The sequence below is a fragment of the Synechococcus sp. CCY9201 genome (genome assembly GCF_034931105.1).
Taxonomy (GTDB): Bacteria; Cyanobacteriota; Cyanobacteriia; order PCC-6307; family Cyanobiaceae; genus CBW1002.
The window spans coordinates 1-14,379 of record NZ_JAYGIC010000110.1 but is presented as its reverse complement, the minus strand read 5'-3'; the positions used below and the strand labels follow the sequence as shown (position 1 = coordinate 14,379).

Sequence of the window (14,379 nt, the reverse complement as noted above, 5' to 3'; positions counted from 1 at the left end):
TGCTGCCACCCCTGGGGTGCCTCCCCACCCCTACCCGCCCGAGGTCTTTGCCTTGCTGCTGGAGAAGGGCAGCCTCGAGCAGATCGAGCAGGCCTGTCTCACCCTGCTGGATCTGGGGGACGATGCGCGGGTGCGCCAGCTTCACACCCGCTTGATGACCCTCCATCCGGCGCCTCAGCCCCTGGCGGTGGTGCTGGCCAACGCCCATGTGCTGATCAGCTGCCGGGCCCCCCAGCAGGCTTTGGCGGTGCTGGATCGCTTCGGACCCGCTGCCGGTGGCGAACGGCAGCAGTGGCTCCTGCTGCAGTGGCGCGCCGCCAACGCTGGCCTGGATCACCGCCGCGCCGCCGAGGCCCTCTGGCGGCTGGCGGCCGGTGATGCGGCTCGCCTCGAGGCCGTGCTGCTGCCGGTGAAACAGGCCGCGGACGGCACCACCACCACCCGCGTGGCTCTGGATCAGCTGGCCGAGCACTACATCGCCCAGGGACGTCGCCGCCAGGCCGCCGAGGTGCTGCTGGCCTCGCGGGTGCCTGGCGTTGCCACCGCGTCGCGGCTGCAACAGGCCGCTGCCCTGCTCGAGACCCTTCCCCTGGCGGAGCGGGACAGTTTGTACGAGCGGGCCCTGGAGCAGGCGGCGGCGGCGGGGGCCTGGGGGCTGGTGACCCAGCTGCTCGATGATCAGGCCAGGCTTCAGGCAGAGCCGGGTGGCGATCCCAGCCGTGCGATTGAACGGCGGCTGCGCCTCAGTGGCCGCATCGACGACGCCTATGGCGAATGGCTCCTGCGCCGCCAGGATCCCGCCGCCAGCGACCGCAGCCGCCAGCTGGAGCGCCAGCTGCGTTCCCCTCGCGATCCGGGAGGGCACCAGCCGACGACCACCTCTCCAGCCGCAGCAGTCCAGCCGAATCCTGTCCCGGCGACCGGGCAGGATCCGGCTGAGCCCGCTGTTCCCCAGCCATGACTGCCTACTCCCTCGGGGCCCTGTTGCACGAAGGCAAGGCCAAACGGGTGTTTGCCACCGACCAGGCCGATCTGGTCGCGGTCGAGTTCAAGGACGACGCCACGGCGTTCAACGCCCAGAAAAAAGCCTCCCTGCAGGGCAAGGGCTCGCTCAACTGCCGCATCTCGGCCCTGATCTTCGAGCGGCTGGACGCGGCCGGGATTCCGACCCACTACCGCGGCGTGGGTGAAGACCGCTGGATGCTGGTGCGGCCGGTTGATGTGATCCCGCTGGAAGTGGTGCTCCGCAACCTGGCCGCCGGTTCGCTGTGCCGGCAGATGCCGATCGCGGCTGGCACGCCGTTGCAACCGGCCCTGCTGGATCTCTATTACAAGGACGATGCCCTGGGTGATCCCCTGCTCACCGAAGCCCGGCTGGAACGGCTGGAGTTGGTGACTCCCGAGCAGCGCCGGGCGATCGAAGCTCTGGCCCGTCGCATCAACGACGTCCTGTTGACCCTGTTCCTCGAGGCAGATCTGCAGTTGGTGGATTTCAAGATCGAGCTGGGCCTGGCGGCCGATGGAACCCTGCTGCTGGCCGACGAGATCAGTCCCGACACCTGCCGCCTCTGGGACCTCCGCGCCGGTGGTGAGGACCCCAGTGATGAGCGGATCCTCGACAAGGATCGCTTCCGCCGCGACCTCGGTGGCGTGATCGAGGCCTACGGGGAGGTCCTCAAACGGGTCCAAGGGGTCTGTCCTTCACCGCGCTTCTACCGGTAAGGTCAGCCCAATTTGCGGCCTGGCCGCTCCGTACCCGACACCATGGCAGGCCTGCCTGGCATTACCGCCACCCTCCCCCTGATGGCGCTCGCCCTGGCGGTTCCTGCCGGTGTGCTCGCAGGGGAGCGTCCTCCCTCTGAGGTGAAGGAGGCCGGTCGCATCGCTCAGGTGGCGCCTGCCCAGGAGGAACAGGTGCCTGCCGCCACGACCTCTGAGGAGGACCGGCCGCAGTCCTCCGATACCCCTGAAGGGTCCACAACACCCACTGAACGTTCGGCCGAGACCCCAGAGGATGGCTCCGAAACCCCAGAGGGTGGAGGTGGCTTCCCGATTCCCGCCGACGCCCTTCCCGCCGATGCGGTTCCCATGCCCGCCGACGGAGCTGCTCCTGGGTTTCCGCAGGGCACCACCGCGGCTCCTGCCGATCCCAGTGAGCCACGCGTGTTGATCAGCGAGGTGGTGATTGAGGGCCTTGAAAACCATCCCGAGCGCGAACGGCTCGAACTTGCCGCCTATGCGGCCATGGCCACCACCCCAGGCAGCCGAGTCACCCGCAGCGAGCTCCAGACCGATCTGTCCGCCATCTATGCCAGTGGCTGGTTCTCGGATGTGCGGATCCAGCCCGTGGATGGCCCGCTGGGGGTGAGGGTGGTGGTGCTGGTCACCGCCAACCCGGTGCTGGAGAAAGTAACCATCGAACCCAGCACGGCCAAGTTGCCGGCGGAGGTGGTTCAGGACACCTTCGCGGCTGATTACGGCAAGACCCTCAACCTCAACACCCTGCAGGGCCGCATGCAGGACCTGCAGAAGTGGTATGCCGATCAGGGTTACTCCCTGGCCCGCATCACCGGCCCCGGTCGGGTGAGTCCCGAGGGGGTGGTGGAGCTGATGGTGCGCGAGGGAAGTGTCGGTGGGGTGGAGGTGCAGTTCCTCAACAAGGAGGGCTCCGCCACCAACGACAAGGGTGAACCGATCCGCGGCAAGACCAAGCCCTGGGTGGTCACCCGGGAGATCTCCCTCAAGCAGGGGGATGTCTTCAACCGCCGCAATCTTGAAGATGACATCAAGCGCATCTATGCCACTGGCCTGTTCAGTGATGTCAAGGTGACCCTCAAGCCGGTGCCGGCTGAGCCGGGGGAGGTGGTGATCGTGCTTGGCATTGTCGAGCAGTCGACAGGTTCCCTCTCGGGCGGCCTGGGCTACAGCCAGAGCCAGGGGGTGTTCGGCCAGATCCAGGTGCAGGACTCCAACCTGTTCGGCCGTGCCTGGGATCTGGCCTTCAACTTCACCTATGGCCAGTTCGGTGGACTTGCTGACATCTCGTTCACCGATCCCTGGATCAAGGGTGACAAATACCGAACGGCTTTCCGCGGGCGGCTGTTCATCAGCCGGGATGTGCCGCAGGTGTTCCAGAGTCAGAACAACGGCAATATCTTTAGCGTGCGTGATTTCTATGAGGCTCCCGGCACGAAGGTGGCCTACAATATCGATTCGAGGAAGAACCCTCAGGGGAAGACGTTCGATTCAGTTAACGACGCTGAAAATGCCGATCCGAGAACCAGCTGGTTCGACTACTCCGGCAACACCGTCCTGATCCAGCGGATCGGTGGAAATCTCCAGGTGATTCGTCCGCTTAATGGAGGCAACCCCTTCAAGCGAGCTCCCTGGAGTGTCGTGCTTGGTCTCAATATCCAGCAGGTCTCGCCGATCAACTTCTCAGGCGATTCGCGTGTGTTTGGTGTGGCCCAGCAATCGTTGCAGAACAACAATAGCAAGGCTCCAACCGACGATATTATCTGCCTCTCTTACAATTGTGCCAACCAGAATCAGTTGGTTGGGGTCCGCGTGGCTGCCACGATGAATAACCTCAATGATCCCCGTAATCCCACTTCGGGGAATTTTCTCAGCCTGGCCAGTGAACAGTTTTTCTCGGTGGGTCCCGATTCCCCCACCTTCAATCGGGTGCGGGCCAGCTACACCCACTTCATCCCCGTCAACTGGCTGAAGTTGTATAAGGGCTGCCGCCCCAAGGCCGGTGAAACCGCCGATTGCAAGCAGGCTCTCGCCTTCCAGTTCAGTGCCGGCACTAACATTGGTCAGCTACCTCCCTACGAAGCTTTCTGTGTTGGTGGCTCCAACTCGGTGCGGGGCTACTACGACTGTGATCTGGGCGTGGGCCGCAGCTTCGGTGAGGCCACGATCGAATACCGCTTCCCGATCTTCAGCATTATCAGTGGCGAGCTGTTTGTCGATGGCGGCACCACCTTCGGCAGTCAGGCCAATGTGCCGGGCAACCCCGGCGGCCTGCTCAGTAAACCCGGCAGCGGCTTCTCGGTCGGTACGGGCCTGATCGTCACCACGCCGGTGGGGCCGCTCCGTCTGGAGGTGGCCAGCCAGGATTTCACCGGCGATTGGCGCTTCAACCTGGGTGTGGGCTGGAAGTTCTGATGGGGATCTGGCCTTCCGATTACGACCATGGCTGGACCCTGGCCAGCAGCATCGAGCGCTCCGGTGTTGGTCTTCACAGTGGTGCTGAGGGCCGTGTGCGACTGCGGCCTTCGGAGCAGCCCGGTTACCGGGTTGGCTGGCTTCAGCATCCGGCGCGACCCAGCCTGGCGCTGCATCCTTCCCAGGTGTGTGAGACGCAGCTGTGCACGGCCCTGCGCCTGAACAGCGAGCGACTCGCCACCGTGGAACACCTCCTGGCAGCCCTGGCTGGAACAGGAATCACTCAGGCTGAAATCCTGGTGGATGGTGAGGAGATACCCGTGCTGGATGGTTCCGCCATGCCTTGGGTGGAGGCGATCGCCGAGGCGGGGCTTGCCCCAGTCGCGGTCCCGACCTGGGCTCCCGCGCCCCGTGAGCCGATCACCCTGCAGCAGGGCAGTGGGTTTGCGGTGGCCCTGCCGGCCGAACGCCTGCATGTGGGTGCCGCCATCGAGTTCCCCCAGGCGGCCATCGGTCGCCAGGTGTTCTCCGTGGCGCTCACACCAGAGGTGTTCGTGCGCGAGGTCGCTCCAGCGCGCACCTTCGGCTTCCGTGATCAGGTGAACCAGCTGCGCGCCGCCGGCCTGATCCGTGGTGGTGATCTCGACAACGCCCTGGTCTGCGATGGCGACACGTGGCTCAACCCGCCGCTGCGCTTCGTCGACGAGCCTGTGCGCCATAAGCTCCTGGATCTGCTGGGGGATCTGGCCCTGGCGGGACTCCCCCGCGCCCAGGTGTTTGCTTACCGCGGCTCCCACGGTCTGCACACGGCCCTCGCTGCCGCCCTCGCCAGGGCGGTTTCCGTTGCCGCCTGATCCATTCTCACGCCCGCTGCTCCTTCCCTCCTTGTCCGCTCTCGCCTCCACGTCCGTTGTGCTCGGCAGCGAGCAGATCCAGGGTCTGCTGCCGCACCGCTATCCCTTTGCCCTGGTGGATCGCGTCATCGAGCACGAACCCGGCCGACGAGCCGTGGCGATCAAGAACGTCACGATCAATGAGCCCCAGTTTCAAGGGCACTTCCCCGGGCGCCCGCTGATGCCCGGGGTGCTGATCGTGGAGGCCATGGCCCAGGTGGGTGGCCTGATCGTCACCCAGATGCCGGATCTGCCCAAGGGGCTGTTCGTGTTCGCCGGCATTGATGGTGTGCGCTTCCGCAGGCCTGTGGTTCCCGGCGATCAGCTGCGCATCACCTGCGAACTGCTGGCCCTGAAGCGCAAGCGTTTCGGCAAGGTGCGCGCTGAGGCCACGGTCGATGGTGAACTTGTCTGTTCCGGTGAACTGATGTTCTCCTTGGTGGACTGATCGGCATGACCAGCTCAGCCATGGCGACATTGGTCCATCCCACGGCCGTGGTGGATCCCCGGGCCCAGTTGGGGGAAGGGGTCGAGATCGGTCCTTATGCCGTGATCGGTCCGGACGTGCAGCTCGGCGAGGGTTGCCGCGTCGGTCCCCACGTGGTGATCGACGGACGGGTGCGGCTGGGAGCTCGCAACCGCATCTTCCCCGGTGCCTGCATCGGCCTCGAGCCCCAGGACCTCAAGTACTCCGGCGACCCCACCGAGGTGGTCATGGGTGACGACAACACCATCCGGGAGTGCGTCACCATCAACCGCGCCACGGCGGGCCAGGAATGCACCCGTCTCGGCAGCGGCAACCTGCTGATGGCGTACAGCCACATCGGCCATAACTGCGTGCTTGGGGACCGGATCGTGATCGCCAATGGTGTGGCCGTGGCCGGTCATGTGGAGATCGGCGATCGGGCCGTGATCGGCGGCGTGCTCGGCATCCACCAGTTCGTGCACATCGGCAAGCTCGCCATGGTGGGTGGCATGAGCCGCATCGACAGGGATGTGCCGCCCTTCATGATGGTGGAGGGACATCCCGGTCGGGTGCGCGGTCTCAATCGTGTCGGCCTGCGGCGCAGTGGCCTGGCTGATCACGACGACGGTGCTCAGCTGCGGCAGCTCCAGGAGATCTGGACCCTGATCTACCGCAGCGATCGGGTGCTGGCGGAGGCCCTCAAGGCTGCGCGGCAGCTCTCCCTGCTGGGGGCGCCAAGGGAACTCTGCGACTTCCTGGAGGCCTCGATCGGCCCGGGCCGCCGCGGCCCCCTGCCGGCGCAGCGCTGATGACGCGTCTGTTGATCAGCACCGGGGAGGTGTCTGGCGATCTGCAGGGGTCGCTGTTGATCCAGGCCCTGCATCAGGAGGCTGCTGAACGAGGGCTTGAGCTCGAGATCGTGGCCCTCGGTGGTGACCGCATGCGCCGCGCCGGTGCCAAGCTGTTGGCGGATACTGCCTCTCTCGGCGCGATCGGGCTGTGGGAGGCGGTGCCGCTGATCTGGCCCACCCTGCGTCTGCAGCATCGCCTTCGGCAGTGGCTTCGTCTCCATCCCCTCGATGGTGTGGTGCTGATCGATTACATGGGTGCCAACGTGAATCTGGGCCTGCGGCTCAAGCGCGACAGGCCCCAGGTGCCGATCACCTATTACATCGCTCCCCAGGAGTGGGCGTTTCGACTGGGGGACGGGGGGACGACCCGGTTGATCGGCTTCAGCGATCGGATTCTGGCGATCTTCCCTGAGGAGGCCCGCTTCTATGCCGAGCACGGTGCCCGGGTCACCTGGGTGGGCCATCCCCTGCTGGACACCCTTGGCAGCCAGCCTGGCCGTGCGGAGGCCCGTCGTCTGCTGGGATTGGCGGAGACGGTGCCGGTGCTGCTGCTGTTGCCCGCCTCCCGCCGCCAGGAGCTGCGCTACCTGCTACCGGAGATGGCGGCGGCGGCAGCGGAGCTGCAGCGGCGCCATCTTGATCTGCAGGTGTTGGTGTCAACTGGGTTGCCTGGCTTCGAGCCCTTGCTGGAGGAGGCCTGCAGGAGTGAGGGGCTGCGGGCCCGCGTCATTCCCGCCTGCGAGGCCGATGCGCTCAAGCCTGCCCTTTGTGCCGCGGCCGATCTGGCCCTCACCAAATCCGGCACGGCCAACCTGGAGCTGGCCCTGCGGGGGGTGCCGCAGGTGGTGGTCTACCGGGTCAGCCGCGTCACTGCCGCGGTGGCCAAGCACCTGCTGCGTTTCAACGTTCCCCACATCTCGCCGGTGAATCTGGTGCTCCAGGAGCGTCTGGTGCCGGAGCTGCTGCAGGAGGACTTCAGCTGTGACGCGTTGATCCGCGAGGCGGAGATCCTGCTGGATCCTGACAGCGAGGCCCGCCAGCGTCTCCTGGAAGGCTATGGGCGGCTGCGTCGCACCCTCGGGGAGCCGGGCGTGACCCGCCGGGCTGCCGTGGCCATCCTCGATCAGATCCCCCAGGGAAGCCCGCCGCTCCCCGTGTCGGCCTGAACGCATCCGAGCGGCCTTCAGGCATCCCGCAACCCGGCTGCGCGTGCGCGATCCTGAGGCGAACTTTGCCTGTTGTGGCGCCGTGCGTCTGATTGCCGTTCTGCTGTCGTTGGTGTTGGGGGGCTGCAGCCTCACGATCGCTCCACCAATGGCCCAGGCGGCCACCCAGGAGGCCGTGTTCGCGGGAGGCTGCTTCTGGTGCCTGGAGCACGATCTCGAAACTCAGCCAGGTGTGCTGGAGGCGGTGAGCGGCTACAGCGGTGGCTCCCTGGCCCAGCCCACCTACAAAAGGGTGTCCGCCGGCGGCACGGGACATCAGGAAAGCGTTCTGGTGCGCTTCGATGATCGGCGCATCAGTTACGCCACCCTGCTGCGCGCCTTCTGGCGCAATGTGGACCCCTTCGACCAGGGCGGCCAGTTCTGCGATCGCGGTGATTCCTACCGGCCGGTGATCTTCACCAAAGGGGCGGAGCAGGCCAACCTTGCCCAGGCCAGCCTCAAGGCGGCGGCCGCAGAGCTGGGCCGGCCGGTTTCGGCCCTGAAGGTGGAGATCAAGCCGCTGCAGCGCTTCTGGCCGGCGGAGGGCTACCACCAGAACTATGCCGATCGCAATGCGGTCAAATACAACTACTACCGCTGGTCCTGCGGCCGCGACCGCCGCCTGGATGCCGTGTGGGGCAAGCGAGCCCGTGGCTCTTCGGCCTGGAGCTCCCGCTGAAGCGCAGGCGCTGGCGGGCAGGTGTTTCCACCCTTCCCATCCAGGCCTGCTGCGGTTAGGGTTTGGCCATATTCGTCCGAAGCAGCCCATGTATCTGCTGACCATTCGAGACGGTCTGCAGACCCGGCATATCGGGCCCTACGAGAGCCCGAAGCAGGCGGCCGACGATCTTGATCGTCTGCTGGCCACTTGCGGCGAGCGGGCTCGCTGGCAGATCCATGCGCTCGAATCTCCCGAGTTGCTGCGGCAGCAGCTTCGTAACCCCCGTCCCGGTCGGGCCGCCATGGCGGCCTGACTGGTTCAACGGTCCAGGTCGACTTCAACGTTCCGGCGGCCTGGTCCACAGGCCGCCCCTGCGGCTTCAGTTCCGCTGCTCAGGCCGGGGCTGGCGCGGGTAGCCCCGCAGCAGTCCGCTTTCGATCATCAGGCCCACGCCGGCATTGATCAGGATCAGGCCGAAGGTGCCATACCAGAACCAGGGGCCTGGATCGGCAATGGTGTCCACAGTCTTGGCCGAGGCCGCAAGGGTCTGGATGCCCTTGCGGATCACCGCTTCGCCGAACAGGCACAGGCCCGCCGGGAGCATCAGCACCCCCAGTTGCGCTTTGGCGTACCAGCGGATCTTCTGAGCGGCCATGGGGCTGGGAATCCGGCTTCAGGGGCTACAACCTAGGCGGTGGCCCCCGCCTGCACCCATTGCACCAGAGTGCGCACCCCGAAGCCGGTGGCCCCGGCCGGATCCATGCCCCGCCCCTTGTCGCTCCAGACCGTGCCGGCGATATCGAGGTGGGCCCAGGGCAGATCCTTGGTCACGAAGTCCTGCAGGAACAGGGCGGCAGTGATCGAGCCGCCGGGGCGCGGACCGGTGTTCTTCATGTCGGCCACGGGGCTCTTGAGGCCGCTGCGATAGGAAGCCCGCAGGGGCATGCGCCAGAAGGACTCGCCGCCCACCTGGCCGGCCTGCAGCAGGGCTGCGGCGAGCGCATCGCTGGTCGACCAGAGACCGGCGATCTCCTCCCCCAGGGCGATCACGCACGCCCCGGTCAGGGTGGCCAGATCCACCACGGCATCCGGTTCCAGCTTGCAGGCGTAGATCAGGGCGTCCGCCAGGGTGAGCCGCCCTTCGGCATCGGTGTTGTTGATCTCGATCGTCTTGCCGTTGGAGGCGGTGACGATGTCGCCGGGGTGGACGGCACCACCGCTGATCATGTTTTCGCAGGCGGCCACGATCACATGCACCTCCACCCCCGCGGGCCGCAGCTCGGCAAGGGCACGCGCTGCCCCCAGCACGGCGGCGCTGCCGCCCATGTCGTACTTCATCATCTCAATCTGGGATCCGCCCGTCTTGAGGTTGTAGCCGCCTGAGTCGAAGGTGAGCCCCTTGCCCACCAGGGCCACGCGCCGCTGGATGTCGCCTTCGGGGCGGATGGTGAGGTGGATGAACTTGGGCGGCAGATCCGAGCCCTGGGCCACGCCCAGGTAGGCCCCCATGCCCAGGGCCTGGCAGTCGCTCCGCTCCAGCACCTTCAGCTCGGCGCCATAGGCCTCGGCGATGGCCAAGGCCGCGTCGGCGAGAGCCTGGGGGGTGACCACGTTGGGGGGCGCGGCCACCAGTTCACGGGCCAGCTCCACGCCGGCGCAGACTGCCCCCACGCGGCTGAGGGCGGTATCGGCCGCGTCATCCAGGCCGATCAGGGTCACCGTGTCCGGGCGGGGCTTGGGTTCGGCCTCGCTGCGGAAGCGTTGGTCGGCGTAGAGGCTGAGCCGCACGGCCTCGGCCATTGCCGCTGCGGCGATGGCGGGGGTTGTCTCGGCCGGCAGGCTGGTCAGGGGGAAGGCCAGGCCGAGGTGGCGACCACCGGAAGCGGCCGCGGTGCGGGCGGCCTTGGCGACGGCGCTGCGCAAGCCATCGAGATTGAATCCCTCCGCCTCGCCCAGCCCCACCACGACCACGGCTGCCGGCTCGACGCCCACCCGTTCGAAGGCGAGCACCTCCGCTGGCTTGGCCTTGAAGGCCCGTTGTTCCAGCCGCTGTCGCAGGCCAGCGCCAAGCAGGGCTTCCAGCGGTCCGAGCAACGGCTGCCCGTCATCTCCCGCGAGCAACCCCAGCACCAGGGTGTCGCCGCTCCAGTCGCCGAGGGGGGTGGCGGAGGTTGCGGGGAGGCAACGAAACTGCATGCGGATCAGACGGGCGTGGCCGCGATCGTAGCCAGCTCAACTGGGCGCTCTCAGTCCTGCAGGGCGGTGAATGGGGTGCTCCAGCGCTCGCGCGTCTCCTTGTTAAACGGTGGCAGCCACTGTTGGATCAGGGCCTGCTCCACGGCGCGTCGGGCTGCGGTCGTGGCGGGCACGTCGCACCAGAAGCGGATGCTCAGCTGGGGTTGCAGGCCGGCGGCGCGCAGGGCCTCGCCGTAGGTGCTGAGATAGCTCTTGCAGTCGTGATCCCCCTTCCAGCGCCGGTCGGCGCGGCTGGTTTCGCCCACGTAGAGCAGCAGGGGGCAGGGGGCTTCGGCGGGCCGGTCCATCACCAGATACACGGCGGCACCCTGGTGGGAGCTGCTGGGCCAGCGCCAGAACGACAGGCTCTGGGGCGTGAGGCTGAGCGGATCCAGCTGGCCAGCCAGCCGCTGAGGCTGACTCGCTGGGCCGAACAGGAGGCCCTGCTGGGCGGTGGGATCCAGGCCCGCGGCGGTGGCGCTGAACAGGGGCTGCTGGTGGGCCGCCAGGGCCCCTTGCCAGGCGAGGATCTGGCGGCGTAACAGCGGCAGGGTGTCCGGTCTTGCCGGACTGTTCGCGGCCGAGAGGCCTGTGATGGAGGCCGGCGTGCCGGCGAACAATTCCCCCTGGCGTGGCTGGCCGCGGCTGCTCATCGCGGCTTGCGGTGCTGGCTGAGGGGCTTGAACAGACTGGGCCCGGCGGGACCGGGGCTGAACCGGACCCGGCCGATCCAGCCCTCCAGCAGGGCGGGGGGAAACTGCAACCGCAGCTGCAGATCGGCCAGGTCCTGAAACGGCAGCCGGGAGCGTTCGCGCAGCAGGCGCCCGCAGCGCTCCTCGCTCAGCCCCAGATCGCGCTGAAGCTCAGCGGCGCTGGCCTGGTTGATCTCAAGCGGGCGTGTGGCCGGTACGGCAGGGGCGTCGCTGTACCAGCGAAAGTCCAGCAGGGGGACCCAGGCCGCCATGGTGGCCGCCTCCAGCTCCAGCAGGTTGGCCAGGTCATCAGGGCCGCTGAGCTGAACCCCGCTGGCCTGGAGGCGCAGCAGCAGATCCACATGGTTCGGGCTGCAGCCCGGCAGCCGCAGCCAGTCGGCGGCCGTGGCCCGGTTCACGTCCAGCCGCCAGCCGAGGGCGGCGGCCCGTCGCACCTCGTCTGCCCCCTGCAGACGCAAGGCGGGGTTCTGGGCCAACCGCAAGGCCAGTAGTTCCCGCTCCACGGCTTCCTGTTGCTCTGCCTCCTGAACGCCGAGGTCTTGCTTGTCGTCACCGGGGGTGAGGCGGTGGTCTGGTGAGACCTTCTGCTCGGGTGTGCGCCAGGCCGCCACGGCTCGGATGCGATCCGCTGTGATGTCCAGCGCCCGGCCCAGGGGCCTGATGCCGCCGCCGGAATTAGGTTCACGCTCGGGTACGGCAGGAAGTTGGCCCGTCGCCTCCAGCAGACGGCGGGCCAGGGGATCGAGCCAGTGGCCCTTGGCCATGCGGATCCGGGCGCGGTACGGCTCAGAAGTTAGCGGTGGCCCCCCTGCCCGAGCCAGGTCATTGAATCTGATCTCGCCTGACGGGCTTCAGGTGTCTGGCCAGGGCACCAGCCCCCGGCAGAGGCCAATCACAGCGGCATGGGTGCGATCGCGCGCCTGCAGTTTGTGGCGAAGGTTCTGGATATGGCTTTTCACGGTGTCCGGCGACAGAAACAGCTGGGCGCCGATCTCCGGGTTGGAGTGGCCCTGCGTCACCAGGGTGAGCACCTGGGTCTCGCGCTGGGTGATGGGCCGCAGAGGGGTGTGGTCGGCATGGACCTGCCTGAACAGATCGGCCAGGCCGGAATCGATGTAGACCCCGCCGCCGCGCACCGCACCGATCGCCGCACGCAGCGTGCCGAACCCGATGCGTGATTCGAGACAGATGCCGTTGCATCCAGCCTTCATCGCCGCCTTGAGGCGCTGGCTGCGTTGGGGTTGGGTGGCGATCAGCAGGGTCCGCAGTTTCGCCTGGAGCTGCTTGGCCTGCACCACGAGGTCGATGCCACAGCCGTGTTCCAGATGGTCGGTGGCGATCAGCACGTGGGGCTTGTTTTTGATCAGCAACTCAAGAACTTCCTGGGCGGTGGTGGCCGCTCCGGTGATCCGCAGCTGTGAGGGGTAGTGGCAGAAGAACGTGAGCAGGGCCGGGCTCCCCATGGCGACCACGGCTCTGCGGCCACGGATCATCTCCAGGCTGCTGAGGTCAGGGTTCTGCAGGCGCGGCAGGTGCGGGGTGAAATCCACGGGTGGCGGAGCTCCTGAACGGCGACCGGCACAGAACGGTTGGGTGGGCTGGTCGATGGCGGCATGCTGAATCGCGCTTGAGCCGCTGTCAGGCCTCGGTGGCGTTTCGCTGAACCTGTGTGTGCGTGGATCCGCACCTCCGAGGGGGAACGGGGGGACCCCAGAATCGTCGCCAATGCGTCAACGGGCTCGGCCATGGCCTTCTTCGACTCCGAGATCGTTCAGGACGAGGCCCGGCGTCTGTTCAGCGATTACCAGCAGCTGATGCAGCTGGGCAGTGACTACGGCAAGTTCGACCGGGCTGGCAAGAAGCTCTACATCGATCGCATGGAAGAGCTGATGGACCGCTATCGCGTGTTCATGAAACGCTTCGAGCTCTCGGAGGATTTCCAGGCCAAGCTCACCGTGGAGCAATTGCGCACCCAGCTCGGCCAATTCGGCCTCACCCCCGAAGTGATGTTTGAGCAGATGCACCAGACCCTCGAACGCATGAAACGCGAACTCGATCAGACGGCCTGAATTCGCAGCCCGTCTGATCCCGCAGTCCGCCTGAGCGCGGCCCGCGCCTGCCTACGATCCGCCGCGGTCTGGCAACGGGGAGCAGGATGGCTGAGGCAGGGTTTGAAGCCATGCAAGGGGTTGGCGCCATGCCAGTGGGGGAGACCATGGCGCTTCCCGGCTGGCTTCAGCGTGGGCTGGTGGATCTGTTCCCGGCCGGCAGTGGCGGTGCCACGGATCCTGATCAGCTGCTCGGATCTCGCCTGGCTGAGGCTGAGGCCGCTGGCCGTCCCCTGCGGGTGAAGCTGGGGATCGATCCCACCGGCAGCGACATCCACCTGGGGCACAGCATCCTGTTCCGCAAGCTGAGGGCCTTTCAGGATGCGGGCCATACGGCCGTGTTGATCATCGGCGACTTCACCGCCCGCATCGGTGACCCCACCGGTAAGAGCAGCACGCGGGTGCAGCTTGACGCCGAGGCGGTGGAGGCCAACGCCCGCACCTATCTCGAACAGCTGGGTCAGGGGCAGCCGAGGGAACGGGCCCTGCTGGATTTCGAGACGCCGGGTCGGCTGGAGGTGCGCCGCAACAGCGAATGGCTGGCGGGACTGGATCTACCCCAGGTGATTGAGTTGCTGGGCATCAGCACGGTTGGGCAGATGCTGGCCAAGGAGGATTTTGCCAACCGCTACGGCTCCGGCACACCGATCTCCCTGCATGAATTTCTCTACCCCTTGCTGCAGGGCTACGACTCGGTGGCGGTACAGGCCGATCTCGAGCTGGGCGGCACCGACCAGAAGTTCAATGTGGCCATGGGCCGCGATCTGCAGCGCCACTTTGGCCAGCGGCCCCAGTTCGGGCTGCTGTTGCCGATCCTGCCGGGCCTCGATGGGGTGCAGAAGATGAGCAAGAGCCTGGGCAACACGGTGGGCCTGCGGGACGATCCGTTGACGATGTATTCGAAGTTGGAGAAGGTGCCCGATGCCGTGGTGGACGCCTACCTCACTCTGCTGACCGATTCCGATCTGGCCGCCCTGCCGGCTAACCCGCGCGAACGCCAGAGGGCGATGGCCCTGGAGATCACCCGGGCCCGCCACGGCGCCGAGGCGGCGGCCCAGGCCCAGGCGGATGCCGCGC

Annotated in this window: 16 protein-coding genes; 11 read left to right on the top strand and 5 right to left on the bottom strand. The window is 66.9% G+C overall.

What is annotated here, in order from left to right; genetic code table 11:
* From VB716_RS11125 to VB716_RS11085, 9 genes are all read left to right on the top strand, one after another.
* Nucleotides 1-961: hypothetical protein (locus VB716_RS11125; RefSeq protein ID WP_323270503.1), on the top strand; the 961-nt coding region annotated here is incomplete at its 5' end.
* A complete protein-coding gene (gene purC / locus VB716_RS11120; protein ID WP_197156745.1) occupies nucleotides 958-1,722 on the top strand; it encodes a phosphoribosylaminoimidazolesuccinocarboxamide synthase in 765 nt (254 codons plus the stop codon). The genes VB716_RS11125 and purC, both read left to right, overlap by 4 nt.
* Before the next feature lie 42 nt (nucleotides 1,723-1,764).
* Entirely contained in the window at nucleotides 1,765-4,170 is a 2,406-nt protein-coding gene (locus VB716_RS11115; RefSeq protein WP_323246310.1) for a BamA/TamA family outer membrane protein, read from the top strand.
* On the top strand, nucleotides 4,170-5,024 hold the full coding sequence (gene lpxC, locus VB716_RS11110) for a UDP-3-O-acyl-N-acetylglucosamine deacetylase (protein ID WP_323270502.1): 855 nt from the start codon (nucleotides 4,170-4,172) through the stop codon (nucleotides 5,022-5,024). The genes VB716_RS11115 and lpxC overlap by 1 nt, the downstream gene beginning before the upstream one ends.
* A 58-nt stretch (nucleotides 5,025-5,082) precedes the next feature.
* Nucleotides 5,083-5,511, top strand: a complete 429-nt coding sequence (gene fabZ, locus VB716_RS11105; protein ID WP_416238106.1) for a 3-hydroxyacyl-ACP dehydratase FabZ — start codon at nucleotides 5,083-5,085, stop codon at nucleotides 5,509-5,511.
* Between the two features lie 5 nt (nucleotides 5,512-5,516).
* On the top strand, nucleotides 5,517-6,338 hold the full coding sequence (gene lpxA, locus VB716_RS11100; RefSeq protein WP_231597999.1) for an acyl-ACP--UDP-N-acetylglucosamine O-acyltransferase: 822 nt from the start codon (nucleotides 5,517-5,519) through the stop codon (nucleotides 6,336-6,338).
* Nucleotides 6,338-7,546 (top strand): lipid-A-disaccharide synthase, encoded by a 1,209-nt coding sequence (gene lpxB, locus VB716_RS11095; protein ID WP_323270501.1) that lies wholly within the window; start codon nucleotides 6,338-6,340, stop codon nucleotides 7,544-7,546. The genes lpxA and lpxB overlap by 1 nt, the downstream gene beginning before the upstream one ends.
* A 148-nt stretch (nucleotides 7,547-7,694) precedes the next feature.
* Entirely contained in the window at nucleotides 7,695-8,264 is a 570-nt protein-coding gene (msrA, locus tag VB716_RS11090; RefSeq protein WP_323270505.1) for a peptide-methionine (S)-S-oxide reductase MsrA, read from the top strand.
* A gap of 88 nt (nucleotides 8,265-8,352) precedes the next feature.
* On the top strand, nucleotides 8,353-8,559 hold the full coding sequence (locus VB716_RS11085; RefSeq protein ID WP_197156737.1) for a hypothetical protein: 207 nt from the start codon (nucleotides 8,353-8,355) through the stop codon (nucleotides 8,557-8,559).
* Nucleotides 8,560-8,625: 66 nt separating this feature from the next.
* On the opposite strand, the gene VB716_RS11080 is transcribed toward VB716_RS11085, so the two are convergent.
* The 5 genes from VB716_RS11080 to VB716_RS11060 form a co-directional block, all read right to left on the bottom strand.
* A complete protein-coding gene (locus VB716_RS11080) occupies nucleotides 8,626-8,901 on the bottom strand; it encodes a hypothetical protein (protein WP_197156735.1) in 276 nt (91 codons plus the stop codon).
* 32 nt (nucleotides 8,902-8,933) lie between these two features.
* Complete coding sequence (locus VB716_RS11075; RefSeq protein ID WP_197170565.1) at nucleotides 8,934-10,442, bottom strand: leucyl aminopeptidase; 1,509 nt, start codon at nucleotides 10,440-10,442, stop codon at nucleotides 8,934-8,936.
* Between the two features lie 50 nt (nucleotides 10,443-10,492).
* On the bottom strand, nucleotides 10,493-11,134 hold the full coding sequence (locus VB716_RS11070; protein ID WP_322758440.1) for a GIY-YIG nuclease family protein: 642 nt from the start codon (nucleotides 11,132-11,134) through the stop codon (nucleotides 10,493-10,495).
* Nucleotides 11,131-11,958 (bottom strand): hypothetical protein, encoded by an 828-nt coding sequence (locus VB716_RS11065; RefSeq protein ID WP_322758441.1) that lies wholly within the window; start codon nucleotides 11,956-11,958, stop codon nucleotides 11,131-11,133. Before VB716_RS11065 ends, VB716_RS11070 begins: the two co-directional genes overlap by 4 nt.
* 87 nt (nucleotides 11,959-12,045) lie before the next feature.
* Entirely contained in the window at nucleotides 12,046-12,744 is a 699-nt protein-coding gene (locus tag VB716_RS11060; protein WP_323270500.1) for a response regulator transcription factor, read from the bottom strand.
* Between the two features lie 195 nt (nucleotides 12,745-12,939).
* Here VB716_RS11060 and VB716_RS11055 point away from each other — a divergent pair, with 195 nt between their 5' ends.
* Nucleotides 12,940-13,263, top strand: a complete 324-nt coding sequence (locus tag VB716_RS11055; protein ID WP_197156727.1) for a DUF1825 family protein — start codon at nucleotides 12,940-12,942, stop codon at nucleotides 13,261-13,263.
* 110 nt (nucleotides 13,264-13,373) lie between these two features.
* A partial coding sequence (gene tyrS / locus VB716_RS11050) for a tyrosine--tRNA ligase (RefSeq protein ID WP_416238105.1) occupies nucleotides 13,374-14,379 on the top strand: 1,006 nt, incomplete at its 3' end.

What these genes read in the sequence shown, in the direction of transcription:
- VB716_RS11065 (WP_322758441.1), bottom strand. Translation starts at nt 11,958, where the DNA reads ATGGCCAAGGGCCACTGGCTCGATCCCCTGGCCCGCCGTCTGCTGGAG.
- VB716_RS11055 (WP_197156727.1), top strand. Translation starts at nt 12,940, where the DNA reads ATGGCCTTCTTCGACTCCGAGATCGTTCAGGACGAGGCCCGGCGTCTG.
- lpxC (WP_323270502.1), top strand. Translation starts at nt 4,170, where the DNA reads ATGGGGATCTGGCCTTCCGATTACGACCATGGCTGGACCCTGGCCAGC.
- VB716_RS11080 (WP_197156735.1), bottom strand. Translation starts at nt 8,901, where the DNA reads ATGGCCGCTCAGAAGATCCGCTGGTACGCCAAAGCGCAACTGGGGGTG.
- lpxB (WP_323270501.1), top strand. Translation starts at nt 6,338, where the DNA reads ATGACGCGTCTGTTGATCAGCACCGGGGAGGTGTCTGGCGATCTGCAG.
- lpxA (WP_231597999.1), top strand. Translation starts at nt 5,517, where the DNA reads ATGACCAGCTCAGCCATGGCGACATTGGTCCATCCCACGGCCGTGGTG.
- msrA (WP_323270505.1), top strand. Translation starts at nt 7,695, where the DNA reads ATGGCCCAGGCGGCCACCCAGGAGGCCGTGTTCGCGGGAGGCTGCTTC.
- VB716_RS11085 (WP_197156737.1), top strand. Translation starts at nt 8,353, where the DNA reads ATGTATCTGCTGACCATTCGAGACGGTCTGCAGACCCGGCATATCGGG.
- VB716_RS11070 (WP_322758440.1), bottom strand. Translation starts at nt 11,134, where the DNA reads ATGAGCAGCCGCGGCCAGCCACGCCAGGGGGAATTGTTCGCCGGCACG.
- purC (WP_197156745.1), top strand. Translation starts at nt 958, where the DNA reads ATGACTGCCTACTCCCTCGGGGCCCTGTTGCACGAAGGCAAGGCCAAA.
- VB716_RS11075 (WP_197170565.1), bottom strand. Translation starts at nt 10,442, where the DNA reads ATGCAGTTTCGTTGCCTCCCCGCAACCTCCGCCACCCCCCTCGGCGAC.
- VB716_RS11115 (WP_323246310.1), top strand. Translation starts at nt 1,765, where the DNA reads ATGGCAGGCCTGCCTGGCATTACCGCCACCCTCCCCCTGATGGCGCTC.